General features: G+C 60.9%; 17 protein-coding genes and 2 pseudogenes. 11 read left to right on the top strand and 8 right to left on the bottom strand.

The window, feature by feature from the left end; all coding sequences use genetic code 11:
- Positions 1–15: 15 nt before the first annotated feature.
- The 3 genes from BC1002_RS31830 to BC1002_RS31820 all read left to right on the top strand — a co-directional run bounded on the left by BC1002_RS31830 (position 16) and on the right by BC1002_RS31820 (position 2,061).
- Positions 16–273 (top strand): DUF4242 domain-containing protein, encoded by a 258-nt coding sequence (locus tag BC1002_RS31830; RefSeq protein WP_013094082.1) that lies wholly within the window; start codon positions 16–18, stop codon positions 271–273.
- Positions 274–956: 683 nt separating this feature from the next.
- Positions 957–1,187 carry a hypothetical protein gene (locus BC1002_RS31825; RefSeq protein WP_013094081.1) on the top strand — a complete coding sequence of 77 codons (231 nt, stop codon included), beginning with the start codon at positions 957–959 and terminating at the stop codon, positions 1,185–1,187.
- A gap of 376 nt (positions 1,188–1,563) precedes the next feature.
- On the top strand, positions 1,564–2,061 hold the full coding sequence (locus BC1002_RS31820) for a YciE/YciF ferroxidase family protein (RefSeq protein WP_013094080.1): 498 nt from the start codon (positions 1,564–1,566) through the stop codon (positions 2,059–2,061).
- A 254-nt stretch (positions 2,062–2,315) separates the two neighbouring features.
- Here BC1002_RS31820 and BC1002_RS31815 read toward each other — a convergent pair whose 3' ends face one another.
- Positions 2,316–3,008, bottom strand: coding sequence for a hypothetical protein (locus tag BC1002_RS31815; protein WP_238538036.1), 693 nt, complete (start codon positions 3,006–3,008; stop codon positions 2,316–2,318).
- 235 nt (positions 3,009–3,243) lie between these two features.
- Positions 3,244–3,771, bottom strand: coding sequence for a TIGR01841 family phasin (gene phaP / locus BC1002_RS31810; RefSeq protein ID WP_013094078.1), 528 nt, complete (start codon positions 3,769–3,771; stop codon positions 3,244–3,246).
- A gap of 431 nt (positions 3,772–4,202) precedes the next feature.
- On the opposite strand from phaP, the gene BC1002_RS31805 reads away from it, so the two are divergent.
- The 5 genes from BC1002_RS31805 to BC1002_RS31780 all read left to right on the top strand — a co-directional run bounded on the left by BC1002_RS31805 (position 4,203) and on the right by BC1002_RS31780 (position 8,014).
- Positions 4,203–4,481: a hypothetical protein gene (locus BC1002_RS31805; protein WP_013094077.1), complete on the top strand. Its 279-nt coding sequence runs from the start codon at positions 4,203–4,205 to the stop codon at positions 4,479–4,481.
- Between the two features lie 747 nt (positions 4,482–5,228).
- Positions 5,229–6,098: a formate/nitrite transporter family protein gene (locus BC1002_RS31800; RefSeq protein WP_013094076.1), complete on the top strand. Its 870-nt coding sequence runs from the start codon at positions 5,229–5,231 to the stop codon at positions 6,096–6,098.
- Between the two features lie 96 nt (positions 6,099–6,194).
- The gene (locus BC1002_RS31795) at positions 6,195–6,458 is read left to right on the top strand and encodes a hypothetical protein (RefSeq protein ID WP_041735991.1); all 264 of its coding nucleotides are present in this window, start codon (positions 6,195–6,197) and stop codon (positions 6,456–6,458) included.
- Positions 6,459–6,618: 160 nt separating this feature from the next.
- Complete coding sequence (locus tag BC1002_RS31790; RefSeq protein ID WP_013094074.1) at positions 6,619–7,248, top strand: ParB/Srx family N-terminal domain-containing protein; 630 nt, start codon at positions 6,619–6,621, stop codon at positions 7,246–7,248.
- Between the two features lie 364 nt (positions 7,249–7,612).
- On the top strand, positions 7,613–8,014 hold the full coding sequence (locus BC1002_RS31780; protein ID WP_013094073.1) for a hypothetical protein: 402 nt from the start codon (positions 7,613–7,615) through the stop codon (positions 8,012–8,014).
- A gap of 103 nt (positions 8,015–8,117) precedes the next feature.
- Here BC1002_RS31780 and BC1002_RS31775 read toward each other — a convergent pair whose 3' ends face one another.
- Both BC1002_RS31775 and BC1002_RS31770 read right to left on the bottom strand, forming a co-directional pair.
- Positions 8,118–9,287, bottom strand: a complete 1,170-nt coding sequence (locus BC1002_RS31775) for a zinc-dependent alcohol dehydrogenase (RefSeq protein ID WP_013094072.1) — start codon at positions 9,285–9,287, stop codon at positions 8,118–8,120.
- A gap of 282 nt (positions 9,288–9,569) precedes the next feature.
- A pseudogene (locus tag BC1002_RS31770) lies at positions 9,570–9,968 on the bottom strand (AMP-binding protein); the annotation flags it as partial.
- Between the two features lie 1,044 nt (positions 9,969–11,012).
- Between BC1002_RS31770 and BC1002_RS31765 the strand changes: the two are divergent.
- From BC1002_RS31765 to BC1002_RS31755, 3 genes are all read left to right on the top strand, one after another.
- Positions 11,013–12,092 (top strand): M4 family metallopeptidase, encoded by a 1,080-nt coding sequence (locus tag BC1002_RS31765; protein ID WP_013094070.1) that lies wholly within the window; start codon positions 11,013–11,015, stop codon positions 12,090–12,092.
- Between the two features lie 101 nt (positions 12,093–12,193).
- Positions 12,194–12,499: a protealysin inhibitor emfourin gene (locus BC1002_RS31760; RefSeq protein WP_013094069.1), complete on the top strand. Its 306-nt coding sequence runs from the start codon at positions 12,194–12,196 to the stop codon at positions 12,497–12,499.
- A gap of 412 nt (positions 12,500–12,911) precedes the next feature.
- Positions 12,912–15,467 carry a penicillin acylase family protein gene (locus tag BC1002_RS31755; RefSeq protein WP_013094068.1) on the top strand — a complete coding sequence of 852 codons (2,556 nt, stop codon included), beginning with the start codon at positions 12,912–12,914 and terminating at the stop codon, positions 15,465–15,467.
- Here BC1002_RS31755 and BC1002_RS36985 read toward each other — a convergent pair.
- From BC1002_RS36985 to BC1002_RS31740, 4 genes and pseudogenes are all read right to left on the bottom strand, one after another.
- Positions 15,438–15,650, bottom strand: a pseudogene (locus tag BC1002_RS36985) (TetR family transcriptional regulator); the annotation flags it as partial. The gene BC1002_RS31755 and the pseudogene BC1002_RS36985 sit on opposite strands and share 30 nt — an antisense overlap.
- Before the next feature lie 22 nt (positions 15,651–15,672).
- Positions 15,673–16,536, bottom strand: coding sequence for a 4Fe-4S dicluster domain-containing protein (locus BC1002_RS31750; protein ID WP_013094067.1), 864 nt, complete (start codon positions 16,534–16,536; stop codon positions 15,673–15,675).
- An 11-nt stretch (positions 16,537–16,547) separates the two neighbouring features.
- On the bottom strand, positions 16,548–19,526 hold the full coding sequence (locus BC1002_RS31745; protein WP_013094066.1) for a molybdopterin-dependent oxidoreductase: 2,979 nt from the start codon (positions 19,524–19,526) through the stop codon (positions 16,548–16,550).
- A 225-nt stretch (positions 19,527–19,751) separates the two neighbouring features.
- Positions 19,752–20,489, bottom strand: a complete 738-nt coding sequence (locus tag BC1002_RS31740; protein WP_013094065.1) for an OmpW/AlkL family protein — start codon at positions 20,487–20,489, stop codon at positions 19,752–19,754.
- Between the last annotated feature and the right edge of the window lie 465 nt (positions 20,490–20,954).

Raw genomic sequence — 20,954 nt, 5'->3', positions numbered from 1 at the left:
CTCAAGGAGAATCGTATGCCGCGGTTTATGATTGAACGTAATTTTGCAGAACAACTCGAGGTCACAGACGAAAGTGCTGCAACTGTGAAGAGAATCAACGACGAAGAAGGTGTCGAGTGGCTCTTTTCGTTTCTCAGCGCGGACAAGAAGAAGACTTATTGCCTTTATGAGGCGCCTAGCGCCGATGCCATCCGCGCCGCAGCACGCCGGGCCAATCTGCCGGCCGATGTGATCATCGAGGTAAGCGACTTGCGGCCGGAAATGTTCAACTAGAGAGCGGGGAACCGACGCCTTGTTTAATGGGTGAGAGTATGCAACGAAAGGATTGTCGCCAATCTCATCGGGCTGCGGCGATGACCAGGAATACGCGCGTTCGAGGCTGACGCGCCCGGCCTGCCGTTCGTACTTCGGCAGTTCTTCTCGCCAGAAACCGTGTGCACGTGAACGACGAGGAATTGGATCTGCTCGGAGGTCGACTGCGAAATGGCCTTTTCTGGTTCCTAAGGTCACGCCTTTTCTAGCTAAGGGTTGCAAAGATCTTTACGCTGTCCACTTTGCGCCGCGACGCGTTGCATCGACGCGTCTCCTCCCCCGCAAGCGGCCCCATTTTTCCACGGCGGGCGAGAATCCGCGTACGCTTGAGCGCTGTCGACCGCGTTTTTCGGACAGGCTATGAAAACCGCCGAGGCACAGGGACTGCTAGCGAAACTCTCAAAACATGCATGACGGCGATCGCGACGATCGGCGGTGCCCATGGGTACCACTCAGGCCAGAAGTTTGCTGCATTCGTGGGGCCGGTGCATGGCGCTGGCTCAAAAGATTGAGTGCATCATCGGCGCTAATGGCTCATGGTCGAACGTATCAACCCGGTTATGCGGTCTACGCCGCGTAGAAGACCCACTTACTATGGAGATTGGTCGCACCTGGCAAACGGGAAGGCGTCCATATAAATCAGAATGACCGACGTATCGTGGCAGGTGACGCATCGGGAGTGGATGATTCGTTCGTTACCGGAGAAGAGAGGCTTTCACTACCACGCTCGCATAGAGGTTGAGCGCCGCCCTCAGGACTACGCGGACAATCGCCAGGTCTTTCGCTTCACCGACATCGGCTATTTCGACACCGAGGCTTCCGCAAATGAGCGCGGTGTGGCTTGGGCGAAGGTATGGCTCGACGTCAACTTCTAAACGTTGGCAATTCCCCTCACATTACGCAAGCTTCGCCCTCTTGACACCTCCCCCGCCCAAAAAGCCCCGGTGGTTTCTGTGCACTCGCCGCTGACTTCGCCGTTGCTTCCGTAATCAGGAACCTGCTGGGGTCTTTGGCATTAGCGATCCAGGCCGGCGCTCGGCCGTGCCCGGTGCAGGGAGAGTGCCGCATTCCCCGTCCATCGCGGACATCGAAGCCACCTGTCCGAAGACATATTGGAAGCCCAGCTAACGTCGCTTCGATGAGAACCGTTCACGATCCATTTCCGGCCGCAGGTCTGGATGCGCGTCGGTCGGTCTCAGGCATACTCGTTGCGCCGCTGAGGGCTCTGAACAACCTTTTAGGAGCCCCCAAATGTCACAGCGAAAGACGGTCGATGATTTGTTCGTGCACATGCTTTCCGATATCTATAGTGCGGAAAAGCAACTGACGCGGGCACTGGCGAAACTCTCCCGCGCCGCTTCCGACCCGGCACTGAGCGACGCATTCAAGACTCATCTTGAAGAAACGCAAGGACAGGTCGAACGGATCGACAAGGTGGTGGAAACCTGCGACATCCGCCTGAAGAGAATGAAGTGCATCGCGATGGAGGGATTGATAGAAGAAGGTCAGGAACTGATCGACGAGATTGAAAAAGGTGCCGTCCTCGATGCGGGCCTCGTGGCTGCCGCGCAGAAGGTCGAACACTACGAGATCGCCACCTACGGTAGTCTGTGCGCCATTGGCAAGCAACTGGGTTTCACTGAAGCCGTGAAGCTGCTGAAAGAGACGCTAGAGGAAGAAAAGGCCACGGATCTCAAGCTGACCGAGTTTGCGGAAAGGGCCGGCAACCAGAAGGCTAAGCAACAGTAAGCTACGACCGGCACAGCGCGGGATTGCCCGTCGAATGGGCTTCCGGCGCTCGCCGCTTATTCCATTGCCGCGGGTTCAGCGTCGATACGAGATAACCCGAAAGACGAATTTTCGATGGATAACGCTCCGTGCAGTTGAGCGCCGGATCGACGCGCGGTGCAAGACCGGATGCGTCGAAGCAGGCGTCGGCTGAATCGCTTCGCGGCTTTTCGAACAGCTGGGCTTCGGATCACCAGGGCGGGGCGAACGAAGGTTCAAGCTTTCAGATCGCCCTTGCTGCGTGGGCGTGCCAAGTCTTTCGCGGGTTCCAGGTCGGGCTCGAGATGGCCGTGTTCGGGCGCGTAGGGGCCTTGTTCGGGATCGTTCTTGCCCTTCGCCAACAGCCTTTCGTCCGCCCGCTCGGGTTTCGTGGCATCGAACCAGGTAGTGGTGTAGGGCTGTAACGCATCCGGCGCCCGCATGTCGCGCGGCATGTGGAAATCGGCAAGCGCCGCGCCGCGCATCTGTTCGGGGCTGCGTGGAAAACCGGTGCGTCCGCTGTAATCTTGACGTACCGCGCGACCAGAGCTCGCAAGCGTCCGAGTATCACGACACGCTCGCGTCGCGTAAAGGTCTAGTGCCGTAATGCCCGCGATGTTAATGGCCGCGCCGAGGGAACGGCGTTTGTCGCGCGGGCTCAGCTTGTACGATGCGGCGGCGACGCTGCCCATGTCGGCGACGTCGCCGGCCACGCGTGCCGCGAGGAATGGCTGTGGGTCGCGCGCGGCAAGCAGGCCGATTCCGCAAGCGATCTCCCGCAGGCCGTAGGCACGAACAAGCGCGGTGCGGGCCTCGACACCTGCCGCTCTCGACACTACTCGCGGCGCCACGAGTTCGGCAACACCAAGCGCGATGCTGAACCACCCGAGTCCGCGTACGAGCGTCGTGCCCCGCGACGAATTCTGCATGCGTGTTTCCATTACGCTACCTTTTCCTTGTATCCGTTCGTCTGTTTCATCTGGGTTTCCGCTAGAAGCGCCGATGCGTTCGCCTCTCGACGCAACCGGCGGACCGGTGCGCGCGACACGCATAAATGATTCGCGCGCGCCGGCCGCGGCGTGGGCCAATTCCGCTCTTTCGTCTCATCCGACTGCCGCGGTTAGGTAAGTGTGGCCGCGCGTATTGCTCTACGTCGTGCCTGCACTACTTTGACGCGCTTTGTCCGTCTGCCCTACCGCGCCGTCGCGCAGGAGTCTCGTCCTCCGGTTGCGAGATAATCTGCGCCGTTTCCTCCATGCTCTGTGTCGCGGGCCCCGGGTCTCCCATGAGAATCGAGGACCCGAGCCCGACGCTCGCATCTTCCATCGCACCTGTCATCACGAGGAAGCCCCGGTTCACGCGATGCTCGGCGTCACTCACGGCATCCGCAAACGAGTCCAGCAGGATTTCGCTCGCATGACGCCAGTAGGCAACCGCCTTTGCCGATCCGGCAAGGACATAGCTCGCCTGCAGCCGCCACGCGCCCAGCGGCGACCTTTCTTCAAGCGCCTTCAATGCGACTACACATTGCTCATCAATTGAAGTCTTTACTGCCGTGCGGTTCAGTTCAAACAACCTTTCAGTCGCATCGAAAAAATGATTGACTTCCGTGCGTCTGTCGGCGCTGCCCACCGCAGCCCGTTCGGTCTCGTCTCCGTTATCTGGAAGTACCAGAAGCGTTTCGCTCGTCATAACCGTTTCCTCGAATGGGGTGATCTGCAGGTACCGGCCGCAAAGGGCCGGCGCGAAAGTGATGCAGCCTGGCCCGCCGCAACGAGCATTCCCGACTACCCGCTGCTGCCTAACGCCAGTCCCGCGACAGCATCAACTGGAATGAGCAGGGGTTATTCCCGGAATCGCACCAGCAATTCTCCGTAAGCCCTCGCTTCACGTCTCCGGATGAGCACCAATGCATCCAGGTAAAGGATCAGAATGAGGTATGCCCTTGCGTCTCGCCTTGGCATGACGGATGCGCGATCGCCCTGGCAATCGTCGGCATTCAAAGAGTCGCCATTAATGCGCAGGCATGTCGCCGATTTTTGACCGGGTGAACACGAGAAGATCGACCGGTCGATGGCGCCGGGAGGACTCCCATTTTCGGTGGCAACGGAACGGGTGAAAAGATGCTGATCCAGATGTCGATTCGTCTCGCGGACAAGTCGGGCCTCCTGCTTCTATACCGGGTGTTGCTCGACAGCGATGCGCAACTTGCGGGCGACGTCAGGCAGTTCGACGACCAGACCGTCGAAGTCTCCATCGTCGCCACGCGCGCGTCAGACGTATCGTGGCTATGCAGAGAACTCGTCAGCAGACAGCTTGCGGAAAACGTGCTGGTGCGACGACTCGACATCGTCGAGCAAAGCGGACTGGGGCTCGGAACCGGAGATGGAGAAGTCCGATAAGCGCAAACAGCAGCCGCTTAGCGAACACCTCCATCGCACACGATTTTTCACGACACTCCGACGGAACATCGTTTTCGTGTGCAAAGCGATGGTCCTCTTCGCGATCCGCCTCGTTGGGGGGCCTACTCGCACGTGCGCGCAAAGCTGGTCTCGAGACCGCTAGCCCGTTAGCGCCTACCGACTTGCTTTAGGCGAGCCAAAGCGTGCAAGCAGAACGACCGAAGCCTCCGACGCTCCGGATGCCACCAAAGGAAGTTAACCGCGACTTGTCTGCCCCGACTAGCTGCCGGAGCGAGATATCACGCCGCTCGTCGCCCCTGTCTCGCCCTGCCGCCCGCGCGGGGCGCCGCACGTCGCTCCAATGTCCGCTCACGTCAGGTGTGCGGGAACGCGGCATGCGCAGACAGACTCGCGCCGTCCACATGCGACCGTCAGGTTTGCGAGCAGATTCTGCCCCAGGAAGTCGAAATGGCGAAGTGGCTCCTCGAGCACCTGCCGGAGACGGTCACGCAATTCCCTGGCCGCTCTGCTGCGGACCGCGACGAAGCAAAAAGGTAGACGCACCCCGAACTCGAGACGCGGCATCGCGGCCGAGTGCGCACGTTGGCCTTTGCGACGAGATCCGCATCCGACAGCAGCGTGGTTTCGACGTCGGCGTTATCTGCGACTTCCCGAATGCGCCGCCAGCTCATCGACGGCGGGCGCGCCGTACGGGGCAACCGCGGCGAACAACCTGGAGCATTGCGAATGGCAAGCCAGCCCAAAACACACGACGAGCACCCCGCAGGACATGCGTCGCCACACCTCGATGACGAGGAGCGCGACCAGGCCTCCGCACATAGTTCCCCTCGCGCGCTGGTCATCCACGAAATCATCCGGGAGGAAGGCGAGACGGCGCTCGAGCGCAAGCCACTCGCGTTGCTGTGGTCCGCGCTGGCCGCTGGACTATCGATGGGCTTTTCGTTTCTGACGGAGGCGGTGCTTCAGAGCAAGACGTCGTTCGACCGCGACGGGACCTCGCTGACCGGCGCGGCGGGCTACTGCGTCGGCTTCATCATCGTCGTGCTCGGACGCCAGCAACTGTTCACCGAAAGCACGTTGACCGTGCTGCTGCCGGTCCTGACGAGGCGCAGCCTGCGGGTTGCCGCCATCGCGCTGCGGCTATGGGTGATCGTGCTGGCAGCGAACCTTGCGGGAACGTGGATCTTCGCCGGAATCCTTACGATGCCGACGTCCTTCGCGCAGAAGCTCGCGCCGGTTCTCGACCAGTTGTCGCAAGCGCCGTACAGTTCGACCTTCGCTTCTACGACCATGAAGGCGGTTCTCGCGGGCTGGCTGATCGCACTGATGGTTTGGCTGCTGCCGAGCGCGAGATCCGCCGCCGTGCTGATCGTCGCGGTCCTCACGTACGTCGTTGCAGTGTGCGATCTGGCCCACGTGATCGCGGGCTCAGTGGAAGCGGCATACGCGGTGCTGCGCGGCCATGCCGCTGTGCCGGACTACCTGCTGCGATTTTTCGCGCCGACGCTGCTAGGTAACGTGGTCGGTGGTGTCGCGCTCGTCGGGCTGCTGAACCATGCGTCGATCGCACCCGAGATGACAGGCCGCGACGGCTGATTTCGGCCCCTGCAACGATGCTGCTCGAGGGCATGAGAAATGCTACGGAGATGGGTAGAGAGGTTCCAAGCGCGCGCTTCACAAATGGAGATCGTCATGAAGCTGATAGTGGCAGGAGTGAGCGTTATTTCAATAATTGCTAGCGCTTGCGCGTTTGCACAACAACCCAATACCGGCAACGTGCAGCCGAAGCAGGATGCTCAAAGCACCCAGCCGGGTACCGCTGGGCAGAGCATGGGCCGTGCTGCGGACGCCGGCACCGGCAAACCGGCGAGTGGCACATTGATGCAAAAGCGCGAAAGTGGCATGTCGCCCCAAGGCGCGTCCGACTCTAACGCGACCGGTCCGATCAAGCAGTGACGACAAGTCGAGGCACAGTTCCTTCGTGAGTGGGACCACGCAATTCGGACGGAGGCTGGCGCGAAAGGACATGCCGAATGCTGGTCGGTCCATGCGAGCGCGGCAACCATTGCGATGTTGCCGACGGATCGCGTTGGCCCGCAATATCGAGGCATGAGTAGTGCTCGTCCGAAAATGCGTTTCAACAAACTTTTCCATCATGATGTATTTGCATGTCAATGAATTGCGGCCGACTCAAATGACAATCGGCGCGCGTTACGTCAGCGCTAAAGCGCTTCTGACCGACCGTCATTCCAACGACACCAACGCGTTCATGGAGCGGCATGCGGTCCGGGTAGCGTTGGGACCAGGACACTCTTTTTTTGTTGTCGACCATCACCACTGGGCGTGCGCCTGGCGGGCCATGGGAATCGACAGCGTTCCGGTGACAGTTGTCGCTGATTTCGCTGCTTGCGACAGCGACGCCTTTTGGGAACGCATGAGGCAAAGGCATTGGCTACATCCGTTCGATGATCGTGGCGTGCGACGCGCGATCGGAGAAATGCCGATGTGGCTTTCCGCAATGATGGACGACCCCTATCAAAGTCTTGCAGCCTTTGCGCGACGTGCTGGCGCCTATCGCAAACCGAAGCGTGCGTACGAGTCGTTTCTGTGGGCAAGCTTCTTTAGGGCGCATGTACCGATCCACGACACCAGCGAAGCCGCGTTCGCGCTGGCGCTTACGCAAGCCGTTCGCTTCGCACGCGCTCGCGAGGCCGCATCATTGCCGGGGTTTGTGGGCAACCGGTGATCTGCGCGTTTCTGCGGCAGTGATAGCCGGCACGACGGGTTCAAGTGGACAACGAGGCTACCCGAAGACGGACGGCAGGCCAGATTCTTCCTGCTCAACGTGATATCGCTTTCTGCTATTAGGCGACAACAAGAGAACTCACGTGTGCAGAAAAGCGTACGCACTCGAGGTGACAGTCGGTCGGCAACTGCTGACGCGAGACGGCTTATCACTAGGCCGCATCGAGGCGATCAAGGCCGTTCGCGACCACAACGCCTGGATGACCAGCGAATTTCGCATCGGGATGAAGATATGGGCCGGAGGTCGGAACGCGGCACACAGCGTGCTTCCTGCTTAAGCGATAGAAAAGGACGGGGTCGCCAAAATGGCCGAGTATCTGAGCGCAATCTTTCGCTCGTATCGCGATGCTTCTGACGCACGCCAATCTCTCGCTGAGTCCGGTTTATGTGAGTTGGACCTGTTCCTTTTCTCACTCGCGGCTTCCCCCGGCTCGCCGAAATCGGTGTTCCCGATTCACGAGATGGATCATGCCGAATACGCGGCTCACGGGGAGTGGGGGTTAATTGCCCTCAACCGGTTCATCGAGCCGCAAGCCGATTGTTTCGTGGCGAGCATAAGCGAGGACAGCCGTGCCGCCCACGCATTGCTGGTCGCGGCCGATCCGCCGCCAGCACTCCTGGTACAGATTTGCGCAAGGCTGAAGGATTGCGGGGCGTTCGCCCTGCGGCCGCCTGGGTCCCGCTGGCGACTTTGCAACTCGCACTGAAGCCGATTGCGCTGCAGACGCCTCCCGTCTCCTGCGCCGTAGCACCACCCGCTGCGCGGAAGGCTGGCAGTAATCGCGTGGCCGGTGAAACGGCTCGGAAGTTCTACGGTTTCATCACCACCTTGATGCAGCCGTCTTCCTTCTCCCGAAACACGCGGTACATGTTGGGCCCTTGTTCGAGCGGCACCGTATGGGTGATCACGAACGACGGATCGATATGCCCATCCTGGATCCGCCTGAGCAGATCGTCGGTCCAGCGATTCACGTGCGTCTGCCCCATGCGAAACGTCAGGCCCTTGTTCATCGCGGCGCCGAACGGGATCTTGTCGATCAGCCCGCCGTACACGCCCGGAATCGACAGCACGCCCGCCGGCCGGCACACGTAGATCATTTCGCGCAGCACATGCGGACGGTCCGTTTCGAGCATCACCGCCTGCTTTGCGCGGTCGTAAAGCGCATCGAACGAGCGCGTCGCATGCGACTCCATGCCGACCGCGTCGATGCATTTTTCGGGGCCCTTGCCGTGCGTGAGTTCCTTTAACCGATCGAGCACGCTCTCGTCCTCGAAGTTGATCGTGATAGCGCCGACGGCGCGCGCCATGTCGAGGCGCTCGGGAACGCGGTCGATCACGATCACCTGCTTTGCGCCAAGTAGGATCGCACTGCGGATCGCGAACTGGCCAACCGGGCCCGCGCCCCAGATCGCGACAGTGTCGGTCGGCTGTATTTCGCATTGCACCGCGGCCTGCCAGCCGGTCGGCAAGATGTCGCCAAGAAACAGCACCTGCTCGTCGGTCAGGCCGTCGGGAATCTTGACCGGCGTGACGTCCGCGAACGGCACGCGCACGTATTCGGCCTGCCCGCCCGGATAGCCGCCCGTCAAATGCGAGTAACCGAACAGGCCAGCGGTGGTGTGGCCAAACACCTTGTCAGCCATTTCCTTGTTGCGATTCGAACGCTCACACACCGAAAAGAAACCCCGCCGGCACTGATCGCACTCGCCGCACGCGATCGTAAACGGCACGACTACGCGCTCGCCTACTTTCAGCCTGGAGTTGCCGGAGCCGACTTCGACGACCTCCCCCATGAACTCGTGACCGAGGATGTCGCCCGACTTCATCGACGGCATAAAGCCATCGAACAGATGCAGATCCGAGCCGCAGATCGCGCAACTGGACACCTTGATGATCGCATCGCGCGGATGCTCGATGACCGGGTCCGGGACGTTGTCGACGCGGACGTCTTTCTTGCCGTGCCAGCAAAGGGCTTTCATGTCGTGCCTCGTAGTCGATGGGCCCGTCGCGCGGGCCAGCAGGGTCGGGATTCGCGGATGCGCGTGCGACGACGCGGCGTGTCGATCGCGCCGACGCCATCGCAAGCGGCGACCGTCTTGCGAGCAACGCACGTGCCATCGTCAACCCGCCTGTCCGAACCCAACGCACAACCACGGCGCAAATCATGAACGTTCCCATGTCTCGACGCGGGCTTCGTCAACTATGTTTTTCGGCTAGTCGTCGAGCGCGTGCACGCCGGCCGCAAGCGACGCCGCCGCGAAACCCTTGATCGCTTCGACGAGGGGCAGGAAATCGGTGTGGACGAACAGCACTTCGGCGCCAGCGTGATTGATCGTGTACGCGATCTCGGCCTGCGACAGGCGCACGTTGACCGTCTGAAGCACGGCGCCCATCATCGGGACCGCAAAATACGATTCCAGATAGCGGTTGCTGTCCCAGTCCATCACCGCTACCGTGGTTCCGTGCGTGACGCCCAGCATCCGAAGGCCGTTGGCGAGCCGCGCGATTCGTTCGCGCAGCGTCGTATAGGTCATCCGCAACTGGCCGCGGTAGACGATTTCCTGGTCCGGCGCCTGGACGAACGGCGTATGCAGCAGATGCTTGATCAGCAGCGGATAGGCATAGGGGAAAAGCGTCGGCTCGTGCGCGGCGTCCTGCATCGAGATCTCCTGAAAGTCGAAAATGGGATCGGGATGGCGCAGGTCCGTCGTTGCAGTCGGCACACGGTGGCTTCCCGAGTGACGACATCTTCGGATGGTTCGCGGGGGAGAAACATCCCCTGAAAAGGCGAGCGCCGGGGGAAGGTGGTAACAGCCACCGACGCGACCGGGTCTTCGCCATCGCTGCCGGTGCGTACGGCGCTCTCAAGCATGAAAGGCTTTGCTCGGCTGAAAGCCCGCTGCGACCTGCCAACCTCTTTCGCCTCGATCAGAATATCGCGCCCTTCCCGAGACCTGTCTCTGCGTGATTTTCCAGCTCTCCGCTTCACCTTAACGATCGATGCTCGAAATCGCTATTGGAGCCACGCAATGGCGAGCGGCTGCTGGCCGTTGGACCGCCAACAGCGCCCGCTGACCGTTCGTGCAAAGCCGCCAGCTCCCATGCCTGCCGTCGCTCAAGCGATTCGACTCCGACGCGCCAAGCAATGCGAGCATCCGCCACTTGAATGGGTCGATTTTTCCGGTCAATTTGCATGCAAGAAAGGACATAATCCCATTAGTCGACGACTATGACTGATTTGGCTAATCAGTGCGCCTCAGAATGATTCACAAATAAAAATAGATTATCCTTCGAAAATACTTGAAATTGATTTCAAACCCTCTACCTTTATTTACGTGCGAAGTATCAACCTATCCAAAGGCCTTTATCGCACCCTCAAGTTTTTTTGCAAACGCTGTCTGTTTGGAGAATGGACGACCAGCCGTCATATATCGGAACCATCGCTTAAAAACCCTGCACCTTTATTATTAACGGAATCGTTCACAGTTCCCAATGCGCGACCCCTCGGCACAGTGTTGGCGGGCTTCGTGTCTGAAGATAAGTCGGCCGCACTAGTAACGCTCGTTCATCGTTACGAATTACCAAAATCCGGACTGGTAAATTAGCGTTAGGCGTACGTTATTAAAAAATGAACCTATCAGTTGCCGGACCTGGTGTCTCCCCTCGTGTCATTCCCGTCGCTTAGTCTCACCAAGGAGGAAATCATGTGCAATCGCATCGAACATCACCGCGTTCCCTCGATCTATTGCATTCTGCCACCGCACATGCTTAAAGAAATAGCAAAGAACGGTACGCCTCACCAGCGCTCGGTCGCCATCGACACATTGGGAGCAGATCACACGTTCCGCCAGATTCGTTCGGTTCAGGCGGCACTGCTTGCGCCTAAACGCGGTGGCGCTGTAGCACCGGTTCCCGCCGTGCCGTCCGCGCACCGAAGTATTTACACGGCAAATGGGAGCGAGACGCTGCCCGGTACGTTGGTGAGAGCCGAAGGCACGCCAAAATCGAACGATGAAAGCGTCGACGAAGCGTACGACGGTCTCGGTGCGACCTTCGAGTTTTATCTGGAGATCTTCCACCGCAATTCAATCGACGACGCCGGCATGCATTTGACGGGGACGGTGCACTATGGCCAGCAGTATGACAACGCCTTCTGGAACTCTCAGCAGATGGTATTCGGCGATGGTGACGGCACATTGTTCAACCGCTTCACGATCGCACTCGACGTAATCGGCCATGAACTGACGCACGGGGTAACCGAGCATACCGCCGGCCTCCTCTACTCCGGCCAGCCTGGCGCGCTCAATGAATCTGTGTCGGACGTGTTCGGCTCACTCATCAAACAGTACGCCCTGAAGCAGACGGCAGACAAGGCGGACTGGCTCATCGGAGCGGGACTGCTCGCGAGCGGCGTCAAAGGCGTCGGGCTGCGGTCCATGAAGGAGCCGGGAACCGCTTACGATGATCCGGTGCTCGGCAAGGACCCGCAGCCGGCCGATATGAGCCACTATGTAAACACCTCGCAGGATAATCACGGCGTTCACATCAACTCGGGGATTCCGAACCGTGCGTTCTGTCTGGCTGCGCTCGATATCGGCGGATATGCGTGGGAAAAAGCCGGACGCGTCTGGTACGAGACGCTAAACGACTCGCACCTCAAGCCGGGCACCAACTTCAAAACCTTCGCGAGACTCACGGTATCCAATGCCAATCGCCTTTATGGTGCCAGTAGTTCCGAAGCAAAGGCTGTCAACAAAGCCTGGGACACGGTTGGTGTACTGTGAGTCGCCTGACAGGCACATGGGGCCGCCTGCTTGTCGGTCCTGTGTGCGTCTGTTCGATAGTGGCAGGCTGCATGACCAATGGCGCCCAAAAGGAGTTGCCGATGCAAGCAGAATTGTTCATCGACGGAGGCGTTGGCTTCTTTCCCGGTCTTGCGCGGCCGATCGTGCTCGATGAGAAAGACTTATCGGCTGAAGAGCGCGAGCAGCTTTCGCAGCTCGTGTCGGCCGCCCGCGCGGAGCCGGCCGCCGCGAAAGGAGCGGCGATAAAAACCGTGCCCGACGGGCGGACATATCGCATCCACATCACCGCCGAGAACGGAACGACCGTCTTGAGCTGCGCCGATCCTTCCGTCCCACCAGCCTTTGCGGCGTTGATGGCGTTCATCAGACAGCGCGGAAATCGTTGAGCGCAGTGACGGACGCAGACGATCCGCGCCTTCGCGCTTTTCACACGCTGTGTAGACAGCTCGCGCGGTCGCGTGCTCGTAGACCCGCTGGCATGATCCCGATCGGCGCGAAAAAATGACTGACGCAACGCAACCGGTGATGCCGCGCGCCAAGCGGTTGCGTGGCGAGACATGCTGTTCGTGCTCTTGCCAAACTCTGTCTTTCCGTTATCGAAACAAGGGTGAGTTCGAGGTTCCAAAAACCTTGTCCGCAGCATGACGCCGCCAACAACAGCAATCCGTCACATCGCTGACGTAGAACCCAGCCCGCCCCAATGGCGTCCACGCATATTGTCTCCACACGACCATGCTATGGTCGTAAAGCATTTCTGCGATCAGATTGCCGTTGCAGCAAGCATTGGACGCCCCCTGCATGATCCACGATGATCCGTTCGAGCCATTCCCGCAAAAGCGCCGCCGCGCGTGGCCGCTGATTCTGCTATGCATCGTAGTCATCGCTTTGGCCGCGTTGGTAGTGGCAGCCGGGTTGTCTCTGCGGGCGAGCCTGCCGCAACTCGACGGCACGCGCGACGCGCCGGTATCCGCAACGGTGACGATCGCGCGCGACGCGCTCGGTGTGCCGACGGTACAAGGCAGCACGCGTGACGACGTCGCGTATGCGACCGGTTTCGTTCACGCACAGGACCGCTTCTTTCAGATGGATTTGCTGCGCCGGGTCGCCGCCGGCGAGATGGCCGCGCTCATTGGTCCGGCTGCGCTGACACTGGACCGGCGCGACCGGCCCATGCGTTTTCGCGAACACGCGCGGGCGGCGCTCGCCGCGTTGCCCGCAGAGCAGCGGCAACTGATCGAACGCTATGCGGCGGGCGTCAACGACGGCCTGCGCTCGCTTCGCGCGCGGCCGTTCGAGTACTGGCTGCTGCGCACGCAACCGGTCCCGTGGCGCGCTGAGGATACGTTGCTCGCCGTCTATGCCATGTACATCGACCTGCAGTACGGCCAGGTCACTCACGTGCTGTCACGCGCGGCGCTGCGCGAGCGAGTGCCTGCGGACCTGCTTGCGTCCCTGCTGCCCGCAACGAGCCGCTGGGATGCCCCGCTCGACGGCATGCGCGCATTCGCGCCGTCGCCCACCGCCCCCCCCGCTGCACCGCCGCCGTGGCTGCCCGCAACACGGTCCGCCGCGGACTCCGACACGGAGGCCACCGCGTTGTTGAGCGGCGTGCCCGGATTCATCGACGCTGGAGGCCCCGTCAGTTCGATGGTCGGCAGCAATGGGTTCGCGGTCGACGGTGCGCACGGTGTGGACGGGCGCGCGCTGCTCGCGAGCGACATGCACCTCGGCTTGTCGCTGCCGAACATCTGGTACCGGTTATCGCTGAGCTATCGCGCGGCAGATGGCGGCGCGCGGCGCATCACGGGGGTGAGCCTGCCAGGAACGCCGCTCGTGGTGGCCGGCAGCAACGGCCATATTGCCTGGGGGTTCACGAACAGCTACGGGCGGTTCATCGATCTGGTCGAACTGCTGCGCGCCCCGGACGATCCGCTGCGCTATCGCGTGCCCGACGGCGGCTGGCAGACGGCGCAGGTGATCCATGAGCGCCTCGACGTGAAAGGCGGCGCGAGCGTCGATCTTCCGGTCGCGCAAACTCGCTGGGGGCCCCAGATCGTTGTTGGCCCGAATGCGTATGCCTTGCGTTGGGTTGCGCAAGATCTGCAGGCGATCAACCTGAACCTCGTGCAACTCGAAAGCGTGTCGAACGTCGCCGACGCGTTGCACGCTGCGCAGACCTTCGGCCTGCCAACGCAGAACTTCGTGGCGGCCGATGCACAGGGCCATATCGGCTGGACGCTCGCCGGTCCCCTGCCGCGCTTTGCCGATGCGGAAGCGAATGCCACGGCGCTCGCCAGCTTTCCGTTCCGCTCCGACACCTATAGTGGTTGGCAGGGGTATCTGCCGCCCGATGCGTATCCGTTGCGCATCGATCCGCCGGCGGGCCGCATCTGGACTGCGAACAATCGGACTCTGCCGCCGGACGAGGCAGCACGCATCGGCGATGCTGGCGCCGATCTCGGCGCACGTGCGACGCAGATTCGCGACGATCTGCTCGCATTGCCGCATGCGACCGAGCGCGACATGCTGGCGGTGCAGACCGACGACCGGGCTTTCTGGATCGAACACTGGCGACGCACTGCACTCGACGCGCTCGACCCGACCGCTCTCAACGGCCATCCCGAACGCGCGGCATTCCGCCGGCTCGTCGAAAGCTGGGATGGTCACGCGGATGTGACTGCGGTCGGCTACCGGCTGGTACGGGCGTTCCACTACTCGTTGTACGACGCCTGGTTCGGTGCGCTCGACAAGCAAATGACTGCGATCGCACCCGGACTCAGCTATCGCGCGGCGAACTCGCGTTACGAGGCGACAATGGAGACACTCGCCGACCAGCACGCGTGGATACCCGAGGGCTTCGCCGACTGGCGCGCGTTCATACTGGATCGGATCGACCACTCGATCGCGCAATTGCCGAAGGGCACGAAGCTTGAAGACGCACGCTGGGGCGAGCGCAACCGCTCGGCAATCGCGCATCCGTTTGCCCGGATCGTGCCGTCGTGGCTGCCGTGGGTGCGCAGCTGGCTCAGCACGCCGGCCGATCCGCTGCCGGGCGACATCAATATGCCGCGCGTGCAGTCACCTGTGTTCGGCGCATCCGAGCGTTTTGCGGTGTCGCCAGGGCACGAGCAGGACGGCATCTTCGAGATGCCCGGTGGACAGTCGGGCAATCCACTGTCGCCGTATTTCCTCGCGGGACATGACACGTGGGTGCGCGGCGATGCGACGCCGTTCCTGCCTGGCCCAGCCGTGCATACCCTCAAGCTCAACGCGGCTGATACGCATCAGGCATCCGTTATGGGCGGGCCTTTGATCATTCAGATTTTCTACATCGCGTTGCAGCAATTCGAGTAGCAGTTCCAGCTCGCTGCTGAAGTTTGAATCGAAGGCGCCACGCGTGTAACCGGCCGCCTCGGCGAGGTGTTCCACACTCGTCGCGGCCACGCCCCGCTCGATGAACGAACGGCGCGCTGCGTCGAGCAGGCGCTCTCGCGTCCGCTCTTTTTTGCATGCGCGTGTCAGGCGTACCGGTTTCATGGATGGATACACAGCGCCGGCCTCAGTCGACCTCAACCGCGCTCGTCGACTGCACGAGGCCGATCTCGCCGACATACACGCTCTCGCCCAATACGCATTCGCGCGACGCATTGCCCAAGGCATGACGAATCTCGATCCGATAATGGCCGCTGTCTTTGATGAGCCGCGAGAACTGGAAGTCGCCGAACGCGTCGGTGACGGTTTCGGCCACCTTCCGATTGCACCAGTACAACGCAACGGCCGCATCAGCGACACACTCGACGACCTGCCCCACCTGCGCACTGACACTGCCGCCGATAAAGCAGGTTTCCCAACGATCGAGGCCGCTGTACCAGACGCGGGGACCGGTTTTTAACCTCGGTTCAAGAACTTTGAGCCCCTCCCGTCTTGCCTTCTCTGCCATTGCGGCGTCATCGAGCCTGACGGTTTCGAAAACGCCCGTTGGGCAGGACTGTTCGCATCGCGGCTGTTGCCAACCCTGGTCGAGCAGATGGGCATCGAAGATCCATGTCTGCGGCAGCTGCAATGCCTCGTTCCATACGATCGCCTTGTATGGACAGGCCTTGACGATGTCCTTTCTGCCCCGCGCCTTGTCCGGATCGATGATGACGATGCCATCGGCGCGCTTACGGATGGCGTCGCCGCCTGCACGCATGCACGGTGCGTCGTCGCAGTGATTGCACATGACCGGCAAGTACGTCGTCTCCGCCATGTGTGAATCGCCTTGCACCCGGCGCATGATGCGAATGGTGCTTTCGGCATCGGCCGAAGCGGGTGCGGAGTAACCGGGAAAGTCGTTGCCAACGTGCTCGTCGCGCGCGGCGATCACGCAGTTCTGGCAGTTCTCGCAGCGCCCGACCTTGATAACCAGATTCCACTTGCTCATGGCGATTCTCCTCACGCTGCGCGACCGAGCAGGAACGCATCGGCGCCTTGCCATTTTTCAACCTGCACGAGACATGAATTCGGGCTCATGCTGCTCGTGCCCGCCGTTTGCGACCGGTCAGGAGTGAGCATGTTCATGCAGCCGCCGATCTCGACACGTTCGCCGTCCACTTCGATCATCTGGAATTCCGCGCTTGCCTCATACGACTTGACGACACCAGGGGCTAACAAAGCCGACACATCAGCCGCACAGATCACCGCACCCCGGTCGTTGTAGACCTTGACGAGATCGCGATGAGCAATGCCCCGCGCGGCCGCGTCTGCGAACCCGAGCCTCAGCAGCCAGAAGCGGTGACCGCCGACCAGCGCACGATGATCCTCGACGCTGTTGACTGACGAATTCTTGCCGTCGCAATGGGTATGAAAACTGTAGCGGCTGTGAGTTGCTATCAGTTGCAGGGGATAGCGCTGGGCCAATTCACTGCGCAAGCCCTCCCACGACGGGATATACCGGTTCAGTGCGGGCCGCTCGGGATTATCGGCGGTGTGCCGCTTCAGCAACTCGGGTACGAACTCGAGCTTGCCGCTCGGCGTCTGCAGGCCCATGCCGAACTTTTCCGCATACTGTGACGGCATCGGATGCGGCTCCCGTAGATCCTTGCGACGACCTTCCGCGAACCAGCGCATGTCGACGGGATGGCGCAATTCGGGCTTTTCGGGCGGTACGACGAAATATCCCTTACGGCAGAATTCGCGCCACGAAACGTGATCGGGAAGATCCGACGATTCGAATACCCGCTTGACCCAATCGAGTTCGCCGCAGCCCTCGGTGAAGACACCGCCAAGCCCAAGACGGGTCAGAATAGCGGCGAAGATATCGTAGTCCGAGCGGGATTCGCCCAGTGGCTCGATGCATTTGTGCTGCATCGTTACCATTCGATGATTGACGGTGTTGAAGCCATGATGCGCGTAGCCGCCCGAATTCGACCACTCGCCGATGTCCCATCGCTCTAGCGATGTGCAAGCCGGCAGAATGATGTCGGCGAACTGCGCGTCCCCTTCCATCCAGATCGACTGGTTCACCACGAACTCGATGCTGGAATGTTGATAGGCATCGGCCCAGCGTCCAGACTTCGTGACGGTGCTGAAGGAAGATCCGCCATAGCGATAGATCATGTGGATCGGCGAATAGCCCGGCATCGGGTAGCTGAACGGCGCGAACTGCGCTTCCTGAGACATACCGTCCCACAGGTATCCTGTCGCATGGCCGTTGATGATGGCATCGGGTAGCTGCTGCCGCGGGACCATCTGTTTGACGGGATTCATCGTCAGGATGTGCGGCATGCGCTGATAGTTGTTCACGGCATTGGCGGTCCATGCGAGGTCGCCGGACATCCCGCCGTCGGCATAGCCCGGAAAATAAAAGTGAAGGTCGTGCGGAGCACCCAGCTGCAGACACCCAAAATTTACGCCCGGCTTACCCCACCCCTGCATCGCCATCATCATGATCATGCAGCGCGCCCATTGCGCCCCGGTGGCGCCGCGTGCTGCCCCGCCGAAGCCCGCGCCTGTCATGCCGACAGAGAGATAGACCTTCTTTTTTCCCCACAGGCGAGCGAGCGCCCGCACATCCTTCGCGGGCACGCCGGTCTCGGACTGTTGCCATTCAGGCGTCTTCGGCACGCCGTCCGTATCGCCCAGCAGATAGGCGCGCCATTCAGCGAAGCCGGTCGTGCGGTTAGCGACAAAATCCTGGTCGTATAAGCCCTCCACGGCCCAAACGTACATGATCGCGGTCGCGAGAGCCGCATCGGTTTGCGGTCGAACGGGAATCCAACGCCCGCCCAGCAACTGCGCGGTCGGATTGCAGTGTGGGTCGATGTGAACGAACTCGATGCCCAGTTCTTTCGCCCACAGGCGCCGCGGCGTACCCTCGAATCCCGCATACGCGCCGTTAGTGCTTTCCGGATCGGAAGACCAGAAGACGATCATTTCCGCCTCCTTCAGGCAGTCTTCGATGCCGCCATAGCCTGACGGCACACCGACGCGCATCGAGTTGCCGAAGTGATGCATCGCACCCCAGTACCAGCCTTCCCAACTGTCCGGATTCGCGGCAACCCGGGTGAAGCCGATCAGATTGGCGAAGCGGGTGAGCGCGCTGAGGTAGTAGCCGATGTTCCCCCACTGATGATGCGACGACATGGGAAACGTAATCGAGCCGGGACCGTGAACGCGCTTTTGCCGGTTGATCTCTTTCGCAACGATGTCAAGCGCCTCGTCCCAGCTGATCGGGAGGTAGCCCGACTTGCCGCGGTTTTGCGGATTGCGCTCGCCATCCGGGTCGAAATCAACGCGCTTCAACGGATGAAGAATCCGTTTGTCGGAATAGACAAGCGACTTGATCGCCAATGCGTGCGGCGCGACCAGACCTCGCCGTGGTGGACTGAAGCGGCGCCCGCGCGCCTCGATCTCCCAACTGGCAGCGTCCTTGCCGTCCAGATCGATAGGCGTCACCCGAATGATGCGATCATCCTTCACGTAAACGAACAAAGGGCCGCCGTTCGTGCAGGTCGTGTATCGGCGCGTGCCGTCCCGCATTGGTGTGCCCATCGGCAGGCTGATGGTTTGCATCATACTGAGCGTTTGCATGAACCACACCAGCAGTTCATCGTCGCCCTCCGTCACCACCTTGAAGTTCTTTGCCGCATGAATAATTTCAGCATGGTCCTGCCGTGGGGAAAGAAATTTGAGGGCCGTGGTGACATCCTTGAACAGGATGCTCACGTCGGCTGGCCCACGCGGGCAGGCGCGCGACCGGACGCGACCGTTCCTGATTTCTATGACGCGGCCGACGCTCCGATCCATCAGCCCGATCCAGGCGACAATGTTCCGCTCCTTGAGGCGCTGACGATAGGCGGGGAAACGGCTTGCCGTCAGGCCGAGTACTTTGGGCAGCGCGAACAGAATCGATTTGAGCACTTGTCGCTTCATGGTTTCACCCGAGATGAAACATTGAAGCGGGAGATGGCCAAAGCGCTTTCACAACCATTACTCCCACGCGCGCGACAGGAACTGTACGCCGCAGCGTTACGTCCATCGGGACGTCATCAGCGTGTTTCGAATGGTCGAATTTCCTCATTACGTTGTGCATTTGAACCTCTAAACTGGTTGAACGTATTCCGCCGTGTTCGGCGCCTGAAACGCTGTCCTTGCGGGCTAGAAGGTATAGGCGACATTCAGGAAGACATTTACGGGATTGAGACGGATCGTCGATGTCGAAACGATTTGTGTCCCTTTAGCCGTAGTCCCGTCCAGCGTAAGGTGAGTCTTTACAGGAACGTAACCGACGCTGGCACCCACCGACCAGTGGTTCGTCATCGCGTAATAAGCCCCGATCTCGAATACCGGGTTCCAGGACGAACTGAGGGATGCGTGCGCCGACCCGCCCGGACCGAGACTGTCAGTGACAAACTGGCTGTTAGTCGTACGCACCTGGGTGAACCAGGTATAGTTCACGCCTAGTCCGATGAAAGGACGGAACTTCGACTGGGCGGAAAGCAGGTGGTATCGAAAGACAAGCGCGGGCGGAATCGGCCGCGTCGAGCCCAGGGTTCCATACTTCGCGAGCGCGCCATCCCCGACCAGATCCACGGTGAGCGGGAGTCCGATGAGCGTCGCAATGCCGATGTGGTCGGTGACGTAATACTCGGTCGTGATCCCCATTGTGTCCGTGGACGTCGCGTGCGCCCCAGTACCGGGCAGTTGCTGATTCACTGTCATGCCACCCACGCTTTCCACGGTCAGCGGTGTTGCACTACTCTGTGGCGCGACGTGGAGCCACCCGGTCGCCACGGTGAAGCTCCCGGCTGTCTGCGCATCCGCATTACCAGCAAGCGCGGCCGCGCAGAGGCACACCGCGAAACCAGCGGGGCGAACCGTTCTCCTGTCGTTCATCACGTGTCTTCTCCTGTCTCATTGGCTGAATAGTTTTTGTCGCCCTGCCGGTCAGGGCGCTTCATGGGGCGCCCGTGACCGCGTGGTGTCGGCATGGCAATCGTTCGTTTGCATCGAACGACGTCAGGCCCGCGTCTCATGCAGTCGTACTAAATGAAATGACGCGCTTTCGCGCGTTTCCGATGGCGCTTTCCACCGCTCTTCTTCGTGCCCCCAGCAAAAGCGCCCGGCTACAGGTCTATGCCTGACGTAAGATTGCGGCGCGCTCTCGAGAACCGGATATGTCAGCGAGCCCGCATTGACGGGCGCACAGCCTCCGGCGGGAACACGCGCCACGAGCCATCGGAGTGCCGGAAGAAAAACAGGCCAACCCTTTCCCCAGGCAGAACAGTTCGATGTGTACGTAGACACCCTGAGTCGACGGCGTGCGAGCCGAGCGGGTAATCCGCAGCGGCGTCGCCGGAA

The sequence above is a fragment of the Paraburkholderia atlantica genome (assembly GCF_000092885.1).
In the GTDB taxonomy this organism is placed as follows: Bacteria; Pseudomonadota; Gammaproteobacteria; order Burkholderiales; family Burkholderiaceae; genus Paraburkholderia; species Paraburkholderia atlantica.
This window is presented reverse-complemented; position numbering and strand designations above follow the sequence as displayed.